The sequence below is a fragment of the Hydrogenophaga sp. genome, assembly GCF_018780075.1.
GTDB lineage: Bacteria > Pseudomonadota > Gammaproteobacteria > Burkholderiales > Burkholderiaceae_C > Hydrogenophaga.
Map to the genome: position 1 here is coordinate 120477 of NZ_JADMKB010000037.1, position 19506 is coordinate 139982.

General features: G+C 65.5%; 24 protein-coding genes. 7 read left to right on the forward strand and 17 right to left on the reverse strand.

From position 1 onward, the window contains the following. Positions 1 to 69: 69 nt before the first annotated feature. On the forward strand, positions 70 to 1041 hold the full coding sequence (locus tag IV088_RS08875) for a calcium/sodium antiporter (RefSeq protein WP_291100654.1): 972 nt from the start codon (positions 70 to 72) through the stop codon (positions 1039 to 1041). Between the two features lie 167 nt (positions 1042 to 1208). Here IV088_RS08875 and IV088_RS08880 read toward each other — a convergent pair whose 3' ends face one another. Further along, positions 1209 to 2129 (reverse strand): SDR family oxidoreductase, encoded by a 921-nt coding sequence (locus tag IV088_RS08880; RefSeq protein ID WP_291100657.1) that lies wholly within the window; start codon positions 2127 to 2129, stop codon positions 1209 to 1211. Between the two features lie 94 nt (positions 2130 to 2223). On the opposite strand from IV088_RS08880, the gene IV088_RS08885 reads away from it, so the two are divergent. Both IV088_RS08885 and IV088_RS08890 read left to right on the forward strand, forming a co-directional pair. Next, positions 2224 to 3255, forward strand: coding sequence for a CDP-6-deoxy-delta-3,4-glucoseen reductase (locus IV088_RS08885; RefSeq protein WP_291100660.1), 1032 nt, complete (start codon positions 2224 to 2226; stop codon positions 3253 to 3255). Between the two features lie 62 nt (positions 3256 to 3317). After that, the gene (locus tag IV088_RS08890) at positions 3318 to 4298 is read left to right on the forward strand and encodes a tripartite tricarboxylate transporter substrate binding protein (RefSeq protein ID WP_291100663.1); all 981 of its coding nucleotides are present in this window, start codon (positions 3318 to 3320) and stop codon (positions 4296 to 4298) included. Between the two features lie 15 nt (positions 4299 to 4313). On the opposite strand, the gene IV088_RS08895 is transcribed toward IV088_RS08890, so the two are convergent. The 6 genes from IV088_RS08895 to IV088_RS08920 all read right to left on the reverse strand — a co-directional run bounded on the left by IV088_RS08895 (position 4314) and on the right by IV088_RS08920 (position 9043). Continuing rightward, positions 4314 to 4871, reverse strand: coding sequence for a DUF4410 domain-containing protein (locus IV088_RS08895; protein WP_291100666.1), 558 nt, complete (start codon positions 4869 to 4871; stop codon positions 4314 to 4316). An 84-nt stretch (positions 4872 to 4955) separates the two neighbouring features. Further along, positions 4956 to 5561, reverse strand: a complete 606-nt coding sequence (locus tag IV088_RS08900; protein ID WP_291100668.1) for an SCO family protein — start codon at positions 5559 to 5561, stop codon at positions 4956 to 4958. Beyond that, positions 5558 to 6463: a heme o synthase gene (cyoE, locus tag IV088_RS08905; protein ID WP_291100671.1), complete on the reverse strand. Its 906-nt coding sequence runs from the start codon at positions 6461 to 6463 to the stop codon at positions 5558 to 5560. Before cyoE ends, IV088_RS08900 begins: the two co-directional genes overlap by 4 nt. Continuing rightward, complete coding sequence (locus tag IV088_RS08910) at positions 6463 to 7614, reverse strand: heme A synthase (protein ID WP_291100674.1); 1152 nt, start codon at positions 7612 to 7614, stop codon at positions 6463 to 6465. The genes cyoE and IV088_RS08910 overlap by 1 nt, the downstream gene beginning before the upstream one ends. Before the next feature lie 9 nt (positions 7615 to 7623). Beyond that, on the reverse strand, positions 7624 to 8316 hold the full coding sequence (locus IV088_RS08915) for a hypothetical protein (RefSeq protein WP_291100676.1): 693 nt from the start codon (positions 8314 to 8316) through the stop codon (positions 7624 to 7626). Continuing rightward, a complete protein-coding gene (locus IV088_RS08920) occupies positions 8297 to 9043 on the reverse strand; it encodes an SURF1 family protein (RefSeq protein WP_291100679.1) in 747 nt (248 codons plus the stop codon). The genes IV088_RS08915 and IV088_RS08920 overlap by 20 nt, the downstream gene beginning before the upstream one ends. Positions 9044 to 9108: 65 nt before the next feature. On the opposite strand from IV088_RS08920, the gene IV088_RS08925 reads away from it, so the two are divergent. Then, entirely contained in the window at positions 9109 to 9345 is a 237-nt protein-coding gene (locus tag IV088_RS08925) for a twin transmembrane helix small protein (RefSeq protein WP_291100682.1), read from the forward strand. Positions 9346 to 9412: 67 nt separating this feature from the next. Here the strand turns inward: IV088_RS08925 and IV088_RS08930 are convergent, their stop codons facing one another. The 7 genes from IV088_RS08930 to IV088_RS08960 form a co-directional block, all read right to left on the reverse strand. Then, positions 9413 to 10294 carry a cytochrome c oxidase subunit 3 gene (locus tag IV088_RS08930; RefSeq protein ID WP_291100685.1) on the reverse strand — a complete coding sequence of 294 codons (882 nt, stop codon included), beginning with the start codon at positions 10292 to 10294 and terminating at the stop codon, positions 9413 to 9415. Between the two features lie 63 nt (positions 10295 to 10357). Continuing rightward, the gene (locus tag IV088_RS08935; RefSeq protein ID WP_291100688.1) at positions 10358 to 10564 is read right to left on the reverse strand and encodes a DUF2970 domain-containing protein; all 207 of its coding nucleotides are present in this window, start codon (positions 10562 to 10564) and stop codon (positions 10358 to 10360) included. After that, positions 10561 to 11175, reverse strand: a complete 615-nt coding sequence (locus IV088_RS08940) for a cytochrome c oxidase assembly protein (protein WP_291100691.1) — start codon at positions 11173 to 11175, stop codon at positions 10561 to 10563. The genes IV088_RS08935 and IV088_RS08940 overlap by 4 nt, the downstream gene beginning before the upstream one ends. A 9-nt stretch (positions 11176 to 11184) precedes the next feature. After that, the gene (locus IV088_RS08945; RefSeq protein ID WP_291100694.1) at positions 11185 to 11295 is read right to left on the reverse strand and encodes a cytochrome oxidase small assembly protein; all 111 of its coding nucleotides are present in this window, start codon (positions 11293 to 11295) and stop codon (positions 11185 to 11187) included. A 31-nt stretch (positions 11296 to 11326) separates the two neighbouring features. After that, positions 11327 to 12952 (reverse strand): cytochrome c oxidase subunit I, encoded by a 1626-nt coding sequence (ctaD, locus tag IV088_RS08950; RefSeq protein ID WP_291100696.1) that lies wholly within the window; start codon positions 12950 to 12952, stop codon positions 11327 to 11329. Between the two features lie 41 nt (positions 12953 to 12993). Further along, positions 12994 to 14139, reverse strand: coding sequence for a cytochrome c oxidase subunit II (gene coxB / locus IV088_RS08955; RefSeq protein WP_291100868.1), 1146 nt, complete (start codon positions 14137 to 14139; stop codon positions 12994 to 12996). Positions 14140 to 14770: 631 nt separating this feature from the next. Next, positions 14771 to 15670 carry a biotin synthase gene (locus tag IV088_RS08960; protein ID WP_291100698.1) on the reverse strand — a complete coding sequence of 300 codons (900 nt, stop codon included), beginning with the start codon at positions 15668 to 15670 and terminating at the stop codon, positions 14771 to 14773. Between the two features lie 390 nt (positions 15671 to 16060). Between IV088_RS08960 and IV088_RS08965 the strand changes: the two genes are divergently transcribed. The 3 genes from IV088_RS08965 (at position 16061) to IV088_RS08975 (ending at position 17524) form a co-directional block, all read left to right on the forward strand. Continuing rightward, the gene (locus tag IV088_RS08965; RefSeq protein ID WP_291100700.1) at positions 16061 to 16450 is read left to right on the forward strand and encodes a ComF family protein; all 390 of its coding nucleotides are present in this window, start codon (positions 16061 to 16063) and stop codon (positions 16448 to 16450) included. Between the two features lie 128 nt (positions 16451 to 16578). Further along, positions 16579 to 17052, forward strand: a complete 474-nt coding sequence (trmL, locus tag IV088_RS08970; RefSeq protein ID WP_291100703.1) for a tRNA (uridine(34)/cytosine(34)/5-carboxymethylaminomethyluridine(34)-2'-O)-methyltransferase TrmL — start codon at positions 16579 to 16581, stop codon at positions 17050 to 17052. 148 nt (positions 17053 to 17200) lie between these two features. Then, positions 17201 to 17524, forward strand: coding sequence for a hypothetical protein (locus IV088_RS08975; protein WP_291100705.1), 324 nt, complete (start codon positions 17201 to 17203; stop codon positions 17522 to 17524). Between the two features lie 20 nt (positions 17525 to 17544). Here IV088_RS08975 and IV088_RS08980 read toward each other — a convergent pair whose 3' ends face one another. The 3 genes from IV088_RS08980 to IV088_RS08990 all read right to left on the reverse strand — a co-directional run bounded on the left by IV088_RS08980 (position 17545) and on the right by IV088_RS08990 (position 19479). After that, entirely contained in the window at positions 17545 to 18000 is a 456-nt protein-coding gene (locus IV088_RS08980) for a MaoC family dehydratase (protein ID WP_291100707.1), read from the reverse strand. Between the two features lie 72 nt (positions 18001 to 18072). After that, positions 18073 to 18690: a ParA family protein gene (locus tag IV088_RS08985; RefSeq protein WP_291100711.1), complete on the reverse strand. Its 618-nt coding sequence runs from the start codon at positions 18688 to 18690 to the stop codon at positions 18073 to 18075. Between the two features lie 33 nt (positions 18691 to 18723). Continuing rightward, the gene (locus IV088_RS08990) at positions 18724 to 19479 is read right to left on the reverse strand and encodes a sulfite exporter TauE/SafE family protein (RefSeq protein WP_291100714.1); all 756 of its coding nucleotides are present in this window, start codon (positions 19477 to 19479) and stop codon (positions 18724 to 18726) included. Positions 19480 to 19506: the final 27 nt, after the last annotated feature.

Sequence of the window (19506 nt, forward strand, 5' to 3'; positions counted from 1 at the left end):
AGGGCGTCATCGGCCAGCGCGGTGCTGACACAATGAGCCCATTGTCCAACAACCCATGAACCCCGCGCCATGCTGCTGTCCATCCCTGCCTTGCTGGCCGGCCTGATCCTGCTGGTGTGGGGCGCCGAACGGCTGGTGGACGGCGCCTCGGCGTTGGCCCAGCGCGCCGGGTGGTCGCCGTTGCTGGTGGGGCTGGTGGTGGTGGGCTTCGGCTCGTCGGCGTCCGAACTGGCGGTGGCGGTCACGGCGGCGCTGCAGGACCACCCGGCGCTGGCGCTGGGCAGCGCCTGGGGATCGAACATCGTGAGCATGTCGCTGGTGCTGGGTGTGACGGTGCTGGTGGCGCCCATCGCAGCCCGCTCGCCGGTGCTGCACCTCGAGTTGCCGCTGCTGCTCGCCGCCATTGTGCTGACCGCGCTGCTGGTGGCCGACGGCGTGCTCTCCCGGCTCGACGCTGCGCTGCTGCTGGCGGGTTTCGTGGCGCTGCTGGTCTGGTCGTGGCGACAGTCGCGCCGCAGCGAACCCGACGAGCTGGCGCGCGAGACCGCGCAGGAAATGCCCACCCTCCCGCTGGCTCGGGGTCAGGCCGTGCGCCGGGTCTTGCTCGCGCTGCTGGTGCTGGCGGGCGGTTCGGCGCTGCTGGTGTGGGGCGCGGTGGACGTGGCGCACGGGCTGGGCGTCAGCGACCTGACGCTGGGCTTCACCGTGGTGGCGCTGGGCACCACGCTGCCCGAGCTGGCCACCTGCATCGCCGCAGCTCGCAAGGGCGAAGACGACATTGCGCTGGGCCATGTGCTGGGCGCGGGCCTGTTCAACACACTGGCCGTGGCCGGGCTGGCGGGCCTGATCGAACCGCTGGACGTGGAGACCACGGTGCTGGTGCGCGACCTGGCGGTGATGGCCGCGCTGGCCCTGGGCCTCTACTGGGTGGGACGCGTTCCGCAGCGACCGACCCAGCTCGGCCAGACGGCGGGCCGCGTGCTGGTGGCGGTGTACCTGCTGCACACCGCCGCGTTGATCGTCACCTCGGGACCGGGCTGAAGTGAGACACCCCCCGCGCCGCTTTGCGTCACCCCCCTCTCTCGCCTTCGGCGGGAGGGGGACGGCACTGGCCGTCCGGCAAAGCCGGCCCGGCGGTGCCCTTGGGTTGCACCGTTTCATGCGTCGGCGCGGCGCTCCGGAGCCATGAAAAACCGTTTGGAGCGCCTTCAGGAGCGCAACCCTTCGTTGACCGTCGGGTAACGCAGGCTCAGTCGCAGTTCGGCCTTCATGCGCTGGTTGTCCAGCCGGCGCGACTCGCTCATGAAACTCAGCAGCATCAGCGGCAGCTGGTCGCCCGCCGCGTCGCGGGCGATGCGCGGCGGGCGCGGCAGGCCGTACAGGTCGGCCGCCATGTCGAAGTAGTCGCCCATCAGGAACTGGCTGTCGTCCACGACGTTGACGTTGCGTTGCGGCCGGCCGCGCCACAGGGCGAGCGCGCAGGCGCGGCCCAGGTCGTCGGCGTGGATGTGGTTGGTGTAGACATCGTCCTGCGCCCTCAGCACCGGCGTGCCGCGCTGCAAGCGCTCGCGCGGCGTGCCGCCGGCGCGGTCGGGGGCGTAGATGCCGGGAATGCGCAGCACCGAGGTGCGCACGCCGAGCGCGCGGCCGAGCCAGTGCACCGAGGCCTCGGCATCAACACGGCGCCAGGCCCGAGGCGTCTTGGGCTGCGTGGGCGTGGCTTCATCCACCCAGCGGCCCTGGCTGTCGCCGTACACGCCGGTCGTGGAACCATAGACCAGCGACACCGGCACCGAGCGCCGGGCCAGGGCGCGCACCAGGTCCCGCGTGCGGGGGTCGAGCCGCCAGTCGGTCTGGCCTTCGGAGGGCGGTGGCGCGAGGTGCAACACCCGCGTGGCCAGGCCGGCGAGGCGCTGCAGGCTGCGCGGATCGTCGAGGTTGCCTTGCAGCGGCGTGATGCCCTGGGCGCGCAGGTCGGCGTTGCGCTCGGGCGACGAGGTGAGCGCCAGCAGGCGCATCCGCCGGCCCGACCCCAGCGCGCGCGCCGCGCGCTGGCCCACGTCGCCGCAGCCGATGATGAGCACCCGCTCGCGGCGGAAGCGTGCAGGGAGAGCGCCAGAAGGGTTCATGCCAAAGCCAGATTTGCGAGAATGGCGGGTTGCTTGGCCGATCGACGCCGAAGCCATGCACCACCGAGACAACCACTTTAGCCCTTTTCAAACCATGACCTTCACCATCACCGTCGAGCCCAGTGGCCGTGTCTTCAGCGCCGAGTCCGGCGAAGCCATCCTCGCCGCGGGCATCCGCCAGGGCATCGGCCTGCCCTACGGCTGCAAGGACGGCGCCTGCGGCTCCTGCAAATGCAAGCTGGTGAGCGGCAGCGTGGCCCACGGCCCGCACCAGGCCAAGGCGCTGAGCGCTGAAGAGGAAGCGGCGGGCTACGTGCTGACCTGCTGCGGCGTGGCGCAATCGGACGTGACGCTGGAATCGCGCCAGGTCACCGAGGCCGGCGCCTTCCCGATCAAAAAGATGCCGGTGCGCGTGAGCAGCCTGGAGCGCGTGTCGCACGACGTGATCGTGCTCAAGCTGCAGCTGCCGGCGGCCGACGCCTTCCAGTACCACGCGGGCCAGTACGTCGAGTTCCTGCTGCGCGACGGCGACCGCCGCAGCTATTCCATGGCCAACGCGCCCCACACGCAGGCCAGCGGCAACTGGGTCGAGCTGCACCTGCGCCACATGCCCGGCGGCAAGTTCACCGACCACGCGTTCGGCACCATGAAGGAAAAAGACATCCTGCGCATCGAGGGACCCTACGGCAGCTTCTTCCTGCGCGAAGACAGCGACAAGCCCCTGGTGCTGCTGGCCTCGGGCACCGGCTTCGCACCGATCAAGGCGCTGATCGAACACATGCAGCACAAGGGCATCACCCGCCCGGCCACGCTGTACTGGGGCGGCCGCCGCCCGTCCGACCTGTACCAGAACGCCTGGGTCGAGGCCCAGCTGGCCACCATGCCGAACCTGCGTTATGTGCCGGTGATCTCGGACGCCTTGCCCGAAGACGCCTGGACCGGCCGCACCGGCTTCGTGCACAGCGCGGTGCTGCAGGACTTCCCCGATCTCTCGGGCCACCAGGTCTACGCCTGCGGCGCGCCCATCGTGGTGGATTCGGCCCGTGCGCAGTACACCGCCCAGGCCGGCCTGCCGCCCGAGGAGTTCTACGCCGACTCGTTCACCAGCGCCAAGGACAAAGCATGAGCGCCCGCCCGGCCGTTCCGAAGGGCGCTCGCCCCGCAGTGCGCAGCACGGAGGGTCTTCCAGTGAACACCCGCCGCCAGCTGATTGCCCGCACGGCCCTGACCCTGGCGGTCGCCGCCGCCCCGGCCCTTGCGTGGGCCCAGACCGACAAAGTCACGCGCATCGTCGTGCCCTTCGCAGCCGGCGGGCCGATCGACGTGACGGCGCGCATCCTGGCCGAGACGGTGAAGGGCTCGCTGGGCACGGTGATCGTGGACAACCGGCCCGGCGCGGGCGGCAACATCGGCGTGGCGGCGGTGGCCAAGGCCGCGCCCGACGGCCTGACGCTGGGCATCGCGACCACCGCGTCGCACGGCATCAACCCCTGGCTGTTCTCCAAGCTGCCCTACGACCCGGTGAAAGACTTCGCGCCGGTCACGCAGATGCTGCGCGTGCCCAACGTGCTGGTGATGAACGCCGAAGCGGCGCAGCGCCTGAACATCGCCACGCTGGCCGACCTGATCCGCTACGCCAAGGCCCACCCGGGCAAGCTCAACTACGGCTCGGGCGGCAACGGCAGCGCGGGCCACCTGGCGGGCGAGATGTTCAAGCACCAGGCCGGCGTGTTCGCGGTGCACATTCCCTACAACGGCGGCAACCCGGCGCAGCTCGGTCTGCTCTCGGGTCAGGTCGATTTCAACTTCGACAACCTGGCCACCGCCTCGGCCAACATCCGCGCCGGCAAGCTGAGGGCGCTGGCCGTGACCACCGCGCAACGCAGCGCGGCGATGCCCGATGTGCCTGCGGTGGCCGAGACGCTCAAGGGATTCGAGATCGACACCTGGTGGGGCCTGGTCGCGCCCGCCGGCACACCGGCCGACACCGTGCGCAAGCTCAACGCCGCGTTCACCGAAGCGCTGAAATCACCCGAGGTCAGGAGCCGTTTCGCCGCCTTGATGGCCGAACCCGCACCGAGCTCGCCCGAAGCCTTTGCCGGCTTTCTGAACAGCGAGCGCGCCAAGTACGAGCGCGCGGTCAAGCTCAGCGGGGCGAAGGTGGATTGAGGCGCGCGGTGTGGCTCAGCGCTTGATGGCCGCCAGGTCCTCGACCAGCTCTTCGGTGGTGTCCCCCAGCGTCTCGGCCGCGTCTTCGTAGAAGTTGCCACCGAACATCCCGCCGCGTTTGGTGTCACTTTCCTGCTTCGACGCGACCACCTTGCCCGAGCTGGCGTCCGTGGCCTCCAGGGTGATGTCCACCGTGGCTTTGCCCGCGCCCACAATGCCGCCAACCCAGCGCAAGGCCTGATTGCCCGGGTCGTAGCTGAGTTTGGCCTGGACCACGACCGCGCCTTCGCGCTGTCCCGGGTGTTCGCTCAGCACCTGAAGGCCGTTTTCTTTCAATGCCGCCTGGATCACGCCGGGCAGCTTCTTTTCAAACACCTGTTTGTCCTCAAGACGCTTGCTGTCTGGCGCAGCGTCCACCAGGGTGACTGAGATCGCTGAAACATAGGCCTGCGTGTACTTGCTGGGCGCTTCCGGTACCGACGACGCAGCGGATTTTTCGGGGCTGGAACCACATGCGACCAGCACCACGGACACGAGCCCCCATGCGGCGGCTTGAACGAACGAACGAGACATCAACAACTCCCTGAAGTTAAAAAGGCACCCCGATGGGTGCCCGCGGGGATTCTACCGACGACGTTGTTGCTGAAGCCTCGGCGCTCACTCCGCCAGCAGCTTCTTCACGTCGTCGGCCAGTGCCTGTGCGCCGCCGCCGTAGCGGGTGTACAGGCGCACACGGCCTTGCGTGTCGTACACGTAGCTGCCGGCAGAGTGGTCCATGGTGTAGCTGGTGGGCGTCTTGCCCTCGACCTTCTTGTAGTAGATGCGGAAGCTCTTGGTGAGTTCGGGCAAGGCGTTGGGGGCCGCGTAGAGCGCCAGGAAACCCGGGTCGAAATTCGCCATGTAGGCCTTCATGATCTCCGGCGTGTCGCGCTCGGGGTCCACGCTGACGAACAGGCCTTGCAGCTTGTCGCCGTCGGCCCCGAGCAGCTGTTTGGCCTGTGCCAGCTCGGTCATCGAGGTGGGGCACACGTCAGGGCATTGCGTGTAGCCGAAGAAGATCACGACCACCTTTCCCTTGAAATCCGCGAGGGTGCGCGCCTGGCCGTTGTGGTCGGTGAGCGAAAAACCGGTGGCGTAGTCGGCACCGGTGATGTCCACGGCGCTGAAGCTGGGCGCGTCTTTGCAGCCCGCAAGACCCAGCCCCGCAGCGACCAGACACAGGGCGAGAAATGGCCGGCGAAAGCCAAGGTTGGAACGGATCATGGCAGGTAGTGATCGATGAGCAGCGCGGCGAACAGCAGCGACAGGTGGATGAGGGAAAAGCGGAAGGTCTTTCGGGCCAGCGCATCGGAGTAGTGGCGCCACAGCGCGATGGCGTAGCCACAGAAACCGATGCTGAGCACCACCGCCACCGCGAGGTAGAACCAGCCGCTCATGCGCATGATGAAGGGCATCAGGCAGGCGGCGAACAGCACGAAGGTGTAGAGCAGGATCTGCAACCGCGTGAACTCCGAACCGTGCGTGACCGGCAGCATGGGCAGGCCGGACTTGCGGTAGTCCTCGACGCGGTACAGCGCCAGCGCCCAGAAGTGCGGCGGCGTCCAGAGGAAGATGATGAGGAACAGGATCAGCGCCTCCGGCGCAACCACGCCGGTCATGGCGGCCCAGCCCAGCACCGGCGGCATGGCGCCCGAAGCACCGCCGATCACGATGTTCTGCGGCGTCAGCGGCTTCAAGATCACGGTGTAGATCACCGCGTAGCCGACAAAGGTGGCGAAGGTCAGCCACATGGTGAGCGGGTTGACCAGGAAATACAGGATGGCCGAACCCAGCGCACACAGCCCGGCCGAAAAGCTCAGTGTCTGCAGGTTGCCCAGCTCGCCCTTGGCCGTGGGCCGCCAGGCGGTGCGCCGCATCTTGGCGTCGATCTGCTGCTCGACCACGCAGTTGAAGGCCGCCGCCGCGCCGGCCACCAGCCAGATGCCCAGCGAGGCCCAGGCCGCCAGCTGCACCTGCGTCCAGCTGGGCACACCGGGCACGGCGAGCACCATGCCAATCAGCGCGCAGAACACGATCAACTGGATCACGCGGGGCTTGGTCAGCGCATGAAACTGGCGCCACACGGACAGCGGCGCGGCAAGGGTGGAAGGATTCGCGGTGCTCATCAGGTCGATCGGGAAACGTTGAATCGGGGTGCGCTCACGGTGTCGTGGGCGCTGCGGGTGCCGAACACGGCGCCAGTGAGCACGATCACCAGCCCCGCCGCGCCGGCCGTGTGGCCCACGGCGGCCAGCAGGGGCCAGTCGAACACGACGTTGGTGAGCCCACTGGCGAACTGCCACAGCAGCAGCGCCAGCACCCAGCGCGCGGTGGTCCGCATCGCAGGCACCGACCACAGGCGCCATGCCATCCAGCCCAGCGCGGCCAGCACGGCATACGCCGCCAGCCGGTGCACGTAGTGGATGGCGGTGAGCGCGGCGAATGTGATGGGTTGGCCCTCGGCGTTCATGCCCAGCGCGCGCCACAGCGAGAAACCTTCGCGCAGGTCCATCGGCGGCCACCAGCCGCCCTGACAGGTGGGGAACTCGCTGCAGGCGAGCACCGCGTAGTTGGTGCTGACCCAGCCGCCCAGCGCGATCTGCATCCACAGCAGTGCGTACACCAGCACCAACGCCGCGCGGGTCGGGTGGTCCAGTGGAACCCGCCCGGTGCTGTCGGGCGCGGTCATTTGATACGACACCGCCTGCGCGCGCAGCAGCGCCAGCAGCACCAGCCCACCGAGCAGGTGCAGGGTGACGATGGCGGGGAAGAGCTTCATGGTGACCGTGAGGGCCCCGAAAGCGCCCTGAAGGCACACCCAGAACAGCGTGAGCAGCGGCCAGCCAAACGACACACTCAAGCGCCGCCGCTCCACCCAGCTCACGGCGGCCAGCACCAGGATCAACACGCCAACGGCCGTGGCCAGGTAGCGGTGGACCATCTCGACCCAGGCTTTGGAGAACGTGACCGGGCCGGTGGGCATGGCCTCCTGGGCGGCGGTGATGGCGGCGCTGGCCCCCACCGGGCTCACGCTGCCGTAGCACCCGGGCCAGTCGGGACAGCCCAGCCCCGAGTCGGTCAGGCGGGTGAAAGCTCCGAACAGCACCAGGTCAAAGGTGAGAAACAGGGTGAGCAGGGTGAGCACCTGCAGCCGGTGCGCCACGCTCGCCTGCCGGTTGCGCAGCCACACCCAGGCCAGCGGGGCCAAGGCGATCACCACACCCAGCAGCATCAGGCGGGCGACCGGCGCGAAGTCGTACAGGGCGGGCGTGTTCATGGACATCCATCAACCGCCGTTCACGGCCGCCACACCCACTCGACCGCCTTTGTCCCAGAACGCGGAGGCGCGCAACAAGCGATCCAGGTCGCGCTTGATCTGCTTCGGATCGGCCTGCGCAGGGAAACGCATCATCCAGTTGCCGATCGGATCGACCACGTACAGATGGTCCTCCAGCCGCTGGCCCGCGGCGGGGGTGAGCCAGGTCGCCAGCAGCTTCGCATCCACGTGCAACACCGTGGCGCTGGCGGTGGCCTTCTTCAGCGGTTCGGCGAGTTCAGGCGCCCCCGTGCGAAGCCAGACCCAGTCCAGGCGGTCCTTGTCCTTGCCCAGGCCTTCACGCAGCTGGTGCTGCACATACAGGTGCTTCTGGCAGGCATCGTCGCAGGCCGAGTCGGCAACGCTGATGAAGAGCCACTGGTCCTTGAGCTGGGTCAGCGGCACCGCGCGGCCGTTCGCGTCCACACCGGTGAACGCGGGCAGAGGCAACTGGGGATCAATGAGTTCGCCATAGTTGCGCCGTCCTTCCGGCCGGATCACGTAGTAGGTGAAGTACGACGCGATCACCGGTGCCGCGCAAGCCAGCAGCAGCAGGAGCATCTTCCAGCGACCAGAACGGGTCATGGCCGCCGTGTCGGAAACGTCCGCGCGCGGCAGGCTGTGGACCGTGAGGGTCAGGGGTTCATCGGGGGTCTGGGCCATGGGAAGAGTGTGATCGACGGGGAGAAATCAATTGGAACCAGACATACAGGCCGGCGATGACCGCGCACATAGCGAACCACTGGGCCGCGTAGCCGTGGTGCTTTTGCACCGCCGCTTCGAAGCGCGGCCAGTCGCGCAGCAGGCCTTCCGGCGACACGCCGGTCTGCAGCACCGACACGGGCATCAACGACAGGCCAGTGTCCCGGGACATGCCGTCGATGCTGAGATTTTGCCGGATGGGCCCGCGCTCCGCTTCGCCCAGCTCGAACAGCTGGCTCGGCGGCGGGGCCAATCGCCCGCTCACCTCGACCCAACCCTCGGGCGTGGGCACCACCGGCACCTTGCTGCGGTCGGTGAAGTCGCGCGGCACCCAGCCTCGCTGCACCAGCAGCGACCGCCCGCTGCCCTTGAGCCGCAAGGGCGTGACGAGGATGAACCCGCTGCGTCCGCCCATGGGACGGTTGTCCAGAAACACGCTGGCCTCGGGCACCCATTCACCGCGCAACAGCACGGGTCGGTGCAATGCCTCGTCCAGAGCGGCTTCGTCAGGCAACCCGGTCTCGCCCAAGGGCGACAGCGCGGCCCGCTCGTTGATGCGGTCCTCCAGCGTCTGTTTCTGGGCCGCGCGCGACAGTTGCCACAGGCCCAGGGACGCGGTCAATCCTGCACTCAGCACGGCGGCCACCGTGATGAGCCAGAAGCGGAAGCGGGGGGACTTGGAAGGCATGCGAGGGCAATGGGTGGTGGGAGCAGCGGCACGGCCGAGGTGGTCAATGCACCGATAATCCGGCCATGACCTACATCGTGATTGTGGCCTTTGTGGCCATCCTGGGCAGTCTGGCGGCCGCGCTGGTGTTCATGATGCGCGGCGGCTCGACCTCGGACAACCCCACGGAGGCCCCGCGCAAGAACCACATGGCGCGCGCGCTCGCGTTCCGCGTCGGGTTTTCCATCCTGCTGTTCCTGGTCGTGCTCATCAGCTACTGGATGGGCTGGATTCAACCCACCGGGTTGCCCCTCAAGGGTTGAAACAAAAAAAGCGCCATGAGGCGCTTTTTTGGGCCGGTTCCTGGCGATCCCGCCCGGAACCGGGCGTTCACATCCAGTACACGAGGATGTACAGGCCAAGCCAGACCACGTCCACAAAGTGCCAGTACCAGGCCGCGCCTTCGAATCCGAAATGGCGCTGGGCCGTGAAGTGACCTTTCTGGAGCCGCAGCGTGATGAACAGCAGCATCAACATGCCCACGAACACGTGGAAGCCGTGGAAGCCGGTGAGCATGAAGAACGTGGATCCGAAGATGCCGGAGGTCAGCTTCAGGTTGTAAACACTGTAGGCGTGGGCGTATTCGTAACCCTGAACGAACAGGAACACGATGCCCAGGATGACCGTCATCCACATGAAGGCGATGGTCTTGCCGCGGTTGCCGGCCTGCAGGGCATGGTGGGCAATCGTCAGCGTCACGCCGGAGGTCAACAGCAGCGCGGTGTTGATGGTGGGCAGCCAGAAAGGCCCCATGGTCTGGAACGGCTCCACGATCCCGGCGGGCGAAGCGGTGGCACCGGCCTGCAGGCTCGGCCACACCGAGGTGAAATCGGGCCAAATCAGGGAGTTCTCGATGTTGCCGAGCGCAGGCACCGAGTGGACACGGGCCCACCAGAGCGCGGTGAAGAAAGCACCGAAGAACATCACCTCTGAAAAGATGAACCAGCTCATGCTCCAGCGGTACGACAGGTCGATCTTGTGACCGTACATGCCACCTTCGCTCTCGGACACCGATTCACGGAACCACTGGAACAGCACGATCAGCCAGAACGCCATGCCAAAGGCCAGCGAATACATGCCCCAGTCGGCGCCATTGACCCACTGGCCCGCGCCCAGGATCACGAAGAAAAGGCCAATGGCCGCCATCACCGGGTGCCGCGAGGGTCCGGGGACGAAGTAATAGGGCGTCGTGCCGTGTGTTGCTGCTGACATGCTCACTCCTAAGTGCTTTCGCTTGTATGGATATCGGAAATCAATGAACAACCGGTGAAGGGCTCAACCCACCACCCAGCTGACAATCAGGATCAGGGACAGGACAAAAATCAGCGCCATCACAATCCCCACCACGATGAGGTGAACCGGGTTGAGGCGCGCCACATCGTTCTGGTAGTCCGTGTTGCGACGCACGCCCAGGAAGCCCCAGAGCACGGCCTTGACCGTGCCCAGCACCGAGCCCTTGCGCTGGTGAGCGGGTGTGCTCATACCGCGCCCCCGGGCCCGACGACCGGGGCCACCACAGGTACCTTGGCCACATCCTGCGGCGCCTGTGGCACCTTGCCACCCACCTCAAAAAAGGTGTACGAGAGCGTGATCGTGGAGACGTCCTTGGGCAGGCGCGGATCAATCACAAACGCCACCGGCCAGGCTTTTTTCTCCCCCGGCGCTAGCGTGTACTGCGTGAAGCAGAAGCACTCCAGCTTGTTGAAGTGGGACGCGGCCTGCATCGGTGCGTAACTCGGGATGGCCTGCGCGGCCATCGTCCGGTTCTGGATGTTCTGGAACTCATACATCACGGTGGTCAGTTCACCGGGGTGAACCTGCAACGACCGCACCGCAGGCTTGAAATGCCACGGGCCACGGGCGTTGACATCGAACTCCACCGTGATCGTGCGCGAGGTGTCCACCTGGGTGTTGAGCGCGGCCTTCGGCTTGGCCCCGGGCACCTCGCGCTCGGCCAACGCCAGCACATTGATGCCGGTGGCTTCGCAGATGGCTTTGTAAATGGGCACGAGCGCGTACCCAAACGCGAACATGCCCAGCGCGATCACGCCGAGCTTGCCCACCATCTTGAAGTTTTCTCGACGCAGTCCCATACAAGCCGATCAGCCGCCCAGCAACACCATCTTGCCCACGAAGCCGAGGAAAAAGACCACGGCCACGGACGCGAGGATCAGGCCCAGACGGGCGTTCTGCTTTTTTTGGTCGGAGGACATGGCCAATTCTGTGTCTTCAACGCGGGGCAATTCAGCCAATCACCTTGGTGGCGGTGGCATCGAGCTTGGGCGGGGTTTCGAAAGTGTGGAACGGCGCCGGCGAAGGCACTTCCCACTCCAGGCCCTCGGCACCTTCCCAAGGCTTCTGCGAAGCCTTGGAGCCTTGACCGCGCATGGCCGGGATCACCACCGCGATGAAGAAGTACACCTGCGCAAAACCGAAGAAGAAACCACCCACCGACGCGATGGCGTTGAAGTCGGCGAACTGCATCGGGTAGTCGGCATAACGACGGGGCATGCCGGCCAAGCCGAGGAAGTGCATCGGGAAGAAGGTGACGTTGAACGAAATCATCGACCACCAGAAGTGGATCTTGCCGCGCGTTTCGCTGTACATCACACCGGTCCACTTGGGCAACCAGTAGTAGATGCCGGCAAACATGGCAAAGAGCGAACCGGCCACCAACACGTAGTGGAAGTGGGCCACCACGTAGTAGGTGTCCTGGAAGTTGATGTCGATCGGCGCCATGGACAGGATCAGGCCCGTGAAGCCGCCGATGGTGAACACGAAGATGAAGCCCACAGCCCACAGCATCGGGGTCTCGAAGGTCATCGAACCCTTCCACATGGTCGCGATCCAGTTGAAGATCTTCACGCCCGTGGGCACGGCGATCAGCATGGTCGAGTACATGAAGAACAGCTGGCCGGTCACCGGCATGCCGGTGGTGAACATGTGGTGAGCCCACACGACGAAGGACAGGATGGCGATGGAGCCCGTGGCGTACACCATGGAGGCGTAGCCAAACAGCTTCTTGCGCGAGAACGCGGGCACGACCTGGCTCACGATGCCGAAGGCCGGCAAGATCATGATGTAGACCTCGGGGTGGCCGAAGAACCAGAAGATGTGCTGGTACATCACCGGGTCACCGCCGCCAGCGGGGTTGAAGAAGCTGGTGCCGAAATGGCGGTCGGTCAGCGTCATCGTGATGGCGCCGGCCAGCACGGGCATCACGGCGATCAGCAGGTAGGCGGTGATCAGCCAGGTCCAGCAGAACATCGGCATCTTCATCAGCGTCATGCCGGGCGCGCGCATGTTGAGGATGGTCACGATGATGTTGATCGAACCCATGATCGACGACGCACCCAGGATGTGCATGGCGAAAATGCCGGCGTCCATCGAGGGGCCCATCTGCAGGGTCAGCGGCGCGTACAGCGTCCAGCCGGCAGCGGGGGCCCCGCCCGGCATGAAGAACGAGGACACCAGCATCAAGGCGGCCGGAATCATCAGCCAGAAGCTGAAGTTGTTCATGCGGGCGAAGGCCATGTCGGACGCGCCAATCTGCAGCGGGATCATCCAGTTCGCGAAGCCCACGAAGGCCGGCATGATGGCGCCGAACACCATGATCAGGCCGTGCATGGTGGTGAGCTGGTTGAACAGTTCGGGGTTGACCAGTTGCAGGCCCGGCTGGAACAGCTCGGCGCGGATCAGCAACGCGAGCACGCCGCCCACCATGAGCATGGTGAACGCGAACAACAGGTACAGCGTGCCGATGTCTTTGTGGTTGGTGGCGTAGACCCAGCGGCGCCATCCCGTGGGGGCATGGTGATCGTGGTGGTCGTCGTGCGCGTGAGCGTCATGGGGATCGAGTACTGCACTCATCATCGTTTCCTTTGGAATTCAAATAGCTATCAGTGCCCGGCTCACTTGCGCGCGGCCACGACGTCCGCAGGCTGAACCAACTGCTCGGTCTTGTTGGACCAGCTGTTCTTGGTGTAAGTGATCACGGCAGCGATCTCGGTGTCGGACAGCTGTTTCCACGCTGGCATCGCACCGTTGTTCTGGCCGTTGAGGAGGACCGCAATCTGCTTGGACTTGTCGGCATCGAGCACCACGGCCGAACCGTCCAGTGGCTTGATCGGGCCGGCGCCTTTGCCATTGGCCTGATGGCAGGCTGCACAGTTGGCGGCGTACACGGTCTCGCCACGCTTGACCAGATCGGCTTGCGTCCACACCTTGGAAGGATCATCGGCCAAAGCGGCCATTTTCTTGTTCTCGCCGTCCACCCACTTGGTGTAGTCCTCGGCCGACACCACCTTCACATGGATGGGCATGTAGGCGTGCTCCTTGCCACACAGCTCGGCGCATTGGCCGTAGAAATCGCCGGTCTTCTCGGCACGGAACCAGGTGTCGCGCACGAAGCCGGGGATCGCATCCTGCTTGATACCGAAGGCCGGCACCATGAAAGCGTGAATCACGTCGTTGGCCGTGGTGATGATGCGCACCTTCTTGCCCACGGGCACCACCATCGGGTTGTCCACCTTGAGCAGGTAGTCGTCGGTGGCCGGCGGGTTGCCGCTGTTGGACATTTCGCGGTGGCTCACGTCCAGCGTGGAGAGGAAGCCGATGCCCTCGCCCTCCCCCTTGATGTAGTCGTAGCCCCATTTCCACTGCATGCCCGTGGCCTTGATGGTGATGTCGCTGTTGGTGGTGTCTTTCTGGGCCACCAGCACCTTGGTGGCCGGGAGTGCCATGCCGATCACGATCAGCAGCGGAACGATGGTCCATCCGAGTTCGACCCAGATCGGCTCGGGCAACTCCTGCGCTTTGTGACCGACCGACTTGCGGTGCTTGAGGATGGAATAAAACATCACCCCGAAGACGATCACGAAGATCACCGTGCAGATGATCATCATGAACCAGTGAAGCCAGTGCTGCTCTTCAGCGATCTTGGTGGCAGCAGGGGCAAAATTGAGTTGATTGACCGCTGGGCCACCAGGCAGGTCATTCACGGCATGGGCCGCTTCAGTCACCCAGACCGCAGAACCGAAGGTCAGCGAGGAAGCCATGGTGCGCAGGCCACCCAGTCGATCAAGCAAAGAATCACCCGTCTGTTTTGTCGTACTCACGTTTAACGCCTCAAATATAAGTATTGATTTATATCAATGCTGATTAGAACAAAATTTCCGGGGGCCGCCCACTCAGGGAATACCCAACCATCACCCAAACACTTCTCGGTCCAACCCTCCATTCGAGGGCCAGCACAGGACGCACATGCGGGTCGCACAAAACGACCCGCTTGCATGAACCGACCGCCACCGCGCATCCTGAAACCGCACCCGGCTCCAGCAACTCCAAGGCTGAAAAGGGCAACACCTGCGAGATGCTTGGCTCCAGAAAATCAGGTCAACACCAGGGAGCGCACAACACGGACCCGCTGCCAAGCTGCCTCGGTGACCCCAAGCAATGCGCCAGAGGATCCGGCGCACGCCATCGGCGAACACCAAAGCGAGGCCATTCAGATCACCATGCCGATGCTTTCCCGACGACAGAACGTGGACACCAATGGCGCACGAACACGCACAGACGTGGCAAAAAACCCGCCAGAGCGGTTTGATTTATGTCAATTGTAGCCGTCGAAAACCACGGTTTGACGGCCGCCGCCCTTGGGGCCTGCCGCGCAGGGCGGTGCCCTGAGTCTCAAGAGCGACGGTCGCGCAGCATGGCGCGCATCTCATCCATCGACACCGACTGGCTGTCACCCCGCGGGGGGCGGGGGGCTGCCTTGAAGGCGTGGCCATAGATGACTTCAAACGTCAGCAGCAGGCGGCCGTCCTCGGACCTCGGCAGGCCCTGGTCAATGGCCTGCTCCAGCTCTTGCCGCCAGGCACGCCCGCGCAGCGCCCCGAAGCGGGCGGTGTTGAGGTTGCGCCCGAGCGATCGAAGTTCGTCCAGCAAGGGGCCTGCGCCGCTGTAGGACAGCGAGATGCGCTCCATGTCCATCACGGGCTCCGCGAAACCGTTGTGCACCAGCATGTCGCCCCAGTCGTGCATGTCGGTGAATGCGTGCGCAGGATCGGGCCACCCCGCCCGGGCGTACACCGCACGCAGCTCCCGAAGGCTGTCGGGCCCCAGGCAGGAAAACATCAGGAATCCATCGGTCTGGATCTGCCCATGCCACTGTCGGAGCAGGGGTTGCGGACGGGCGACCTGGTGCAATGCCATGTTGGCCCACAGCATCGCGACCGGCGTGTCGACCCCGGCAGCGACATGGCCCCGCTTCCACTGCAAGGGGTTCCACGAACGCCGGGCCGGTTCCCTGGTCGCCTCCAGGGCCCGCGGTGTGTCGTGCGCCGCCACTTGGCAACGGGCGGCTGGCAAACGCTCCGCCAGAGTGCGATGGGCCTGCAGGCCACCGAGCACCGGCTCCCAATGCAGCCAGCTGGCGGGAGGGTCGCGAAACCATTGCAACCGGTCGATCATGCGACGGGCCACCTCTTCATGCAGCCAGGGGCTCTGATCGCGGATGCGTGCCAACCACCGCTCCGCGGCCACAGGATCGAGGCCGGGCACAGGGATGTCTTCGGGTGCGTGGTTCAACGGGAAGGCAGGTGATGATGAAGGCCCTTGCGGGGCTGGCGCCAGTATATTGGCGCCACCATGACCCGTCTGCTTCCGCCACTCGAGTACGCGTTTTCGCTGCCCGGCACTTGCCAGGTGTGCGGACGGTGGCCGGCCCAGCCTGTGTGCTCGGCCTGCATGCAGCGCTTTGCGTCATCGACGGCGCGCTGCCCGGCGTGCGCGTGCCCGGTCCCATCCGGCTGGGGGCTGTGCGGGCGTTGCCTTGCCAGCGCGCAACCGCCGCTGATCGCTCGCTGCGCGGCGGCTGTCGACTATGGCTACCCATGGGACGCGTTGATTGCGCGGTTCAAATTCCGGGGCGAACCCGGCTGGGCCACCGTTCTGGCCGAACCGATGCTGGAACAGGCGATGGCTCGCGGACTGCTGCCTTCAGGCGTGCTCCTGGTACCCATCCCCGTGACGTCCCGCCGCCTGGCCGAGCGCGGTTACAACCAGGCTTGGGAACTCACGAAGGTGTTGCAGCGCCGGACCGGTCGGGCGGCGCTGGCCGACGCGCTGGTGCGTGTGATCGATGCGCCAGACCAGCATCGGTTGCCGCAGGCACAGCGGCTGAACAACCTGCGCGGTGCGTTCGCGGCTCACCCCGATCACGTGCCGCGCCTGGCCGGTGCCCGCGTGGTGCTGGTGGACGACGTGCGCACCACGGGCGCCACGCTGAACAGCGCGGCACAGGCCCTGCAACAGGCGGGCGTGGCCGACATCGCCGCGCTGGTGCTGGCACGCACACCATCGGATTGAACAGAATCCAACGCACCGAGCACGGTGTGTCTCTGCCCACAACAATGCGCTTATCATCGCGGCGTTGCAGGGGAGCACCACAAAACCAGACCACTGGTTGACACTGCCAAACCGCGTCCATTGAACCCATGTTCCGCATTGTTCTGGTAGCACCACAGATCCCTCCCAACACCGGGAACGTGATCCGCTTGTGCGCCAACACCGGCTGCGATCTGCACCTCATCGAGCCGCTGGGTTTTTCAATGGACGACAAACAGATGCGCCGTGCCGGTCTCGATTACCACGAATACGCTCGCGTGCGCCGCCACGCCGACTGGTCCACATTCATCGCGACAGAACAACCCGATCTGCACCGGATGTACGCCTTGACCACCCGAGGTCAGGGCAACGCGTATGGGCAAAGCTACATGCCTGGGGACTGGCTGGTCTTCGGGTCGGAGACCGATGGCCTGCCGGGCGAGGTCCGAGAACACATTCCCACCCCCCAGCAACTGCGCCTGCCCATGCTCGACGGCCAGCGCAGCCTGAACCTGTCCAACGCCGTGGCGGTGCTCGCCTACGAAGCCTGGCGGCAACAGGGATTTGGAGCCACACCACCGTGACGCAGTTCACCAATGGGCTGAGGTACGCACCTCACACAGACCCGGCACCCGATCACACAATACGACCCTGCCGTCGCGCCCAGCGATGCGCCGCTGCTCGGCCATGCCGATGGTTCAGCCTCCCCCACCAGGCATCCCGGAGATTTGTTTGATTCCGCTACTCACCAGGCTCATCAAGGGCAAGATGGCGCCGCGCAAGCCCGTGAGCGCAACGGCCAGCCTGAAAGACCTTCAGTCCATTCGCACCGCCTTGTTGCAATGCATGGACGATTGCGACAGCGTGCAGGCGCAGCGCCTGCGACACAAGATCGTCCAGACGAAGACAGCCCAGGAGCTCTGGATGCTGCGCAACGACGCCTATCAACTCATCTCACAGCAAACCAGCCAGGCGGTCGCCGCCGAACGCATCAACAACCTGATGTCGGCGTTTGAGGGCTGGCTCGAACCCCGTCAGCTCGTGCGCATCAAGTAGGCCGCGCACACGATAGGCGTTCAGGGGTAGCTGCGCACCAGCGCCTCAGCCACACACACCGGTTTGTCGACCCCTTCGCGTTCGACAGAAACGCTCCAGGTCATCTGAAAACCGTGGTGCTCGATGGGCGTGGCCGCCATCAAAGTCATGCGCGCGCGCAGCCGGCTGCCCACCGGTACGGGGGCCGTGAAACGCACCTTGTTCAACCCGTAGTTCACGCCCATGCCCGACTGGCGGATTTCAAATGCCGTATCGAAGAACACGGGGATCAAGGACAAGGTGAGAAAGCCGTGAGCGATCGGTGACCCGAAAGGCCCCGCCTTGGCGCGCTCCACGTCCACATGGATCCACTGGTGATCGCCGGTCGCATCGGCAAAGCGGTTGACCTGGTCCTGGGTCACGGTCACCCAGTCGCTCACGGCGACTTCTTCGCCCACGCAAGCCACCAGATCGTTCAGGGTTTCAAAGCTTCTCATGGCTGAGGACTCTAGTCGGCCCCACGGGGCCTCGCTGTCGGCACGGCGACAGGCCCCTCAACGGGCCACCGTTCAGCGCTCCAGCCAGTCGCAGATGCCCTGCCACTGCTCCAGGTCTTTCTCCACCCGGCTGGGCGCCACATCGAACAGCGTCAGGCCACGCGCCGCGAGATGGATGTAGTTCTGCGTGTCGCGCAGGAAACCCAGCACCGGCAGACCCAGCCCGTTCACGAACTCGTGCAGCTTTTCGGCCGCGATGGTGCGCGCGTCCACACGCATGCCGACGATGCCCACCTGCAGCTTATCGGCACGCCGTGACTCGGCCAGCTCGTCCAGAAAGGCACGCGTGGCGTAGATGTCAAAGATGCTGGGCTGCAGCGGCACGAGCACCTTGTCGGCCTGCTTGAGCGCGTCCTTGAAGAGCCCACCATGCAAGCCCGCCGGCGTGTCCAGCACCACATGGCTCGTGCCTCTGGGTGCCCGGGCGATCTGGTCGCCCGAGAGGTCCCATGTCTGGATGGGTCGGGCGGCCTGGGGGCGCAGGCGCAGCCACAGCGCCGACGACTGCTGGCGGTCGGCGTCGCCCAGCATCACCGAATGCCCTCGGCTCGCGAAGAAACCGGCCACGTTGGTCGACAGGGTGGATTTGCCCACACCCCCTTTGGGATTCGCGATCACCACCACCGGCATATCCAGCCTCCTTGGGCGCAAGACAAACGGCTGCTATGTTAACGGCCAGCCGTCCCACACCAGCTTGATCCCGGTGAGGAACATGCCGGTGTACACCAGCCGGTAGAACAACACCGGGTGAATGCGGTGCGCGATGCGCACCCCCACCCAGACACCGATGGGCGCGAACGGCAACAGCGCCAGCGAGGTCAGCATGTTGCGCATGTCGAGCAGGCCCAGCCAGGCGTAGGGAATCCACTTGGCGAGGTTGATGAAGAAAAAGAAGAACGCCATGGTGCCGGTGAACAGCACCGGTGTGAGCTTCAAGGGAATCACGTAGGCGTTGATCGGCGGCCCCCCTGCGTGGGCGATGAAGCTGGTGAACCCCGAGGTCGTGGTCAGCAGCGCCCCCAGCCACCGGGGTGGTGGTGGGCTGTCGGCCTTGGGCGGAAACAGCAGGCGCTGCGCGAGAAACAACAGCGTGAAACCGCCGACGATGCCCGCCACCACCTTCGCATCCAGCACCTTGAACAAGAGCGTGCCAATCACGATGCCGAGCAGGCCGAAGGGCAACAGGAAGCGCAAGAGCTGGCGGTCCACGTTGTTGCGAAACGCCGCCATGCCCAGCAGGTCCATCACCAGCAACACCGGCATCAGGATCGCCGCTGCCTGCGGCACCGTGACCGCCAGCGCCATCATCGGCACGGCGAGCGAGCCGAAGCCGGCCCCAAAGCCGCTCTTGCTCACGCCCAGGAGCAGCACCGCGGGAATCGCGACGGCGTAAAACAGCGGATCGGTGATCAGCAGCACGTCACACCACGCTTCCGGTTGCCCAAC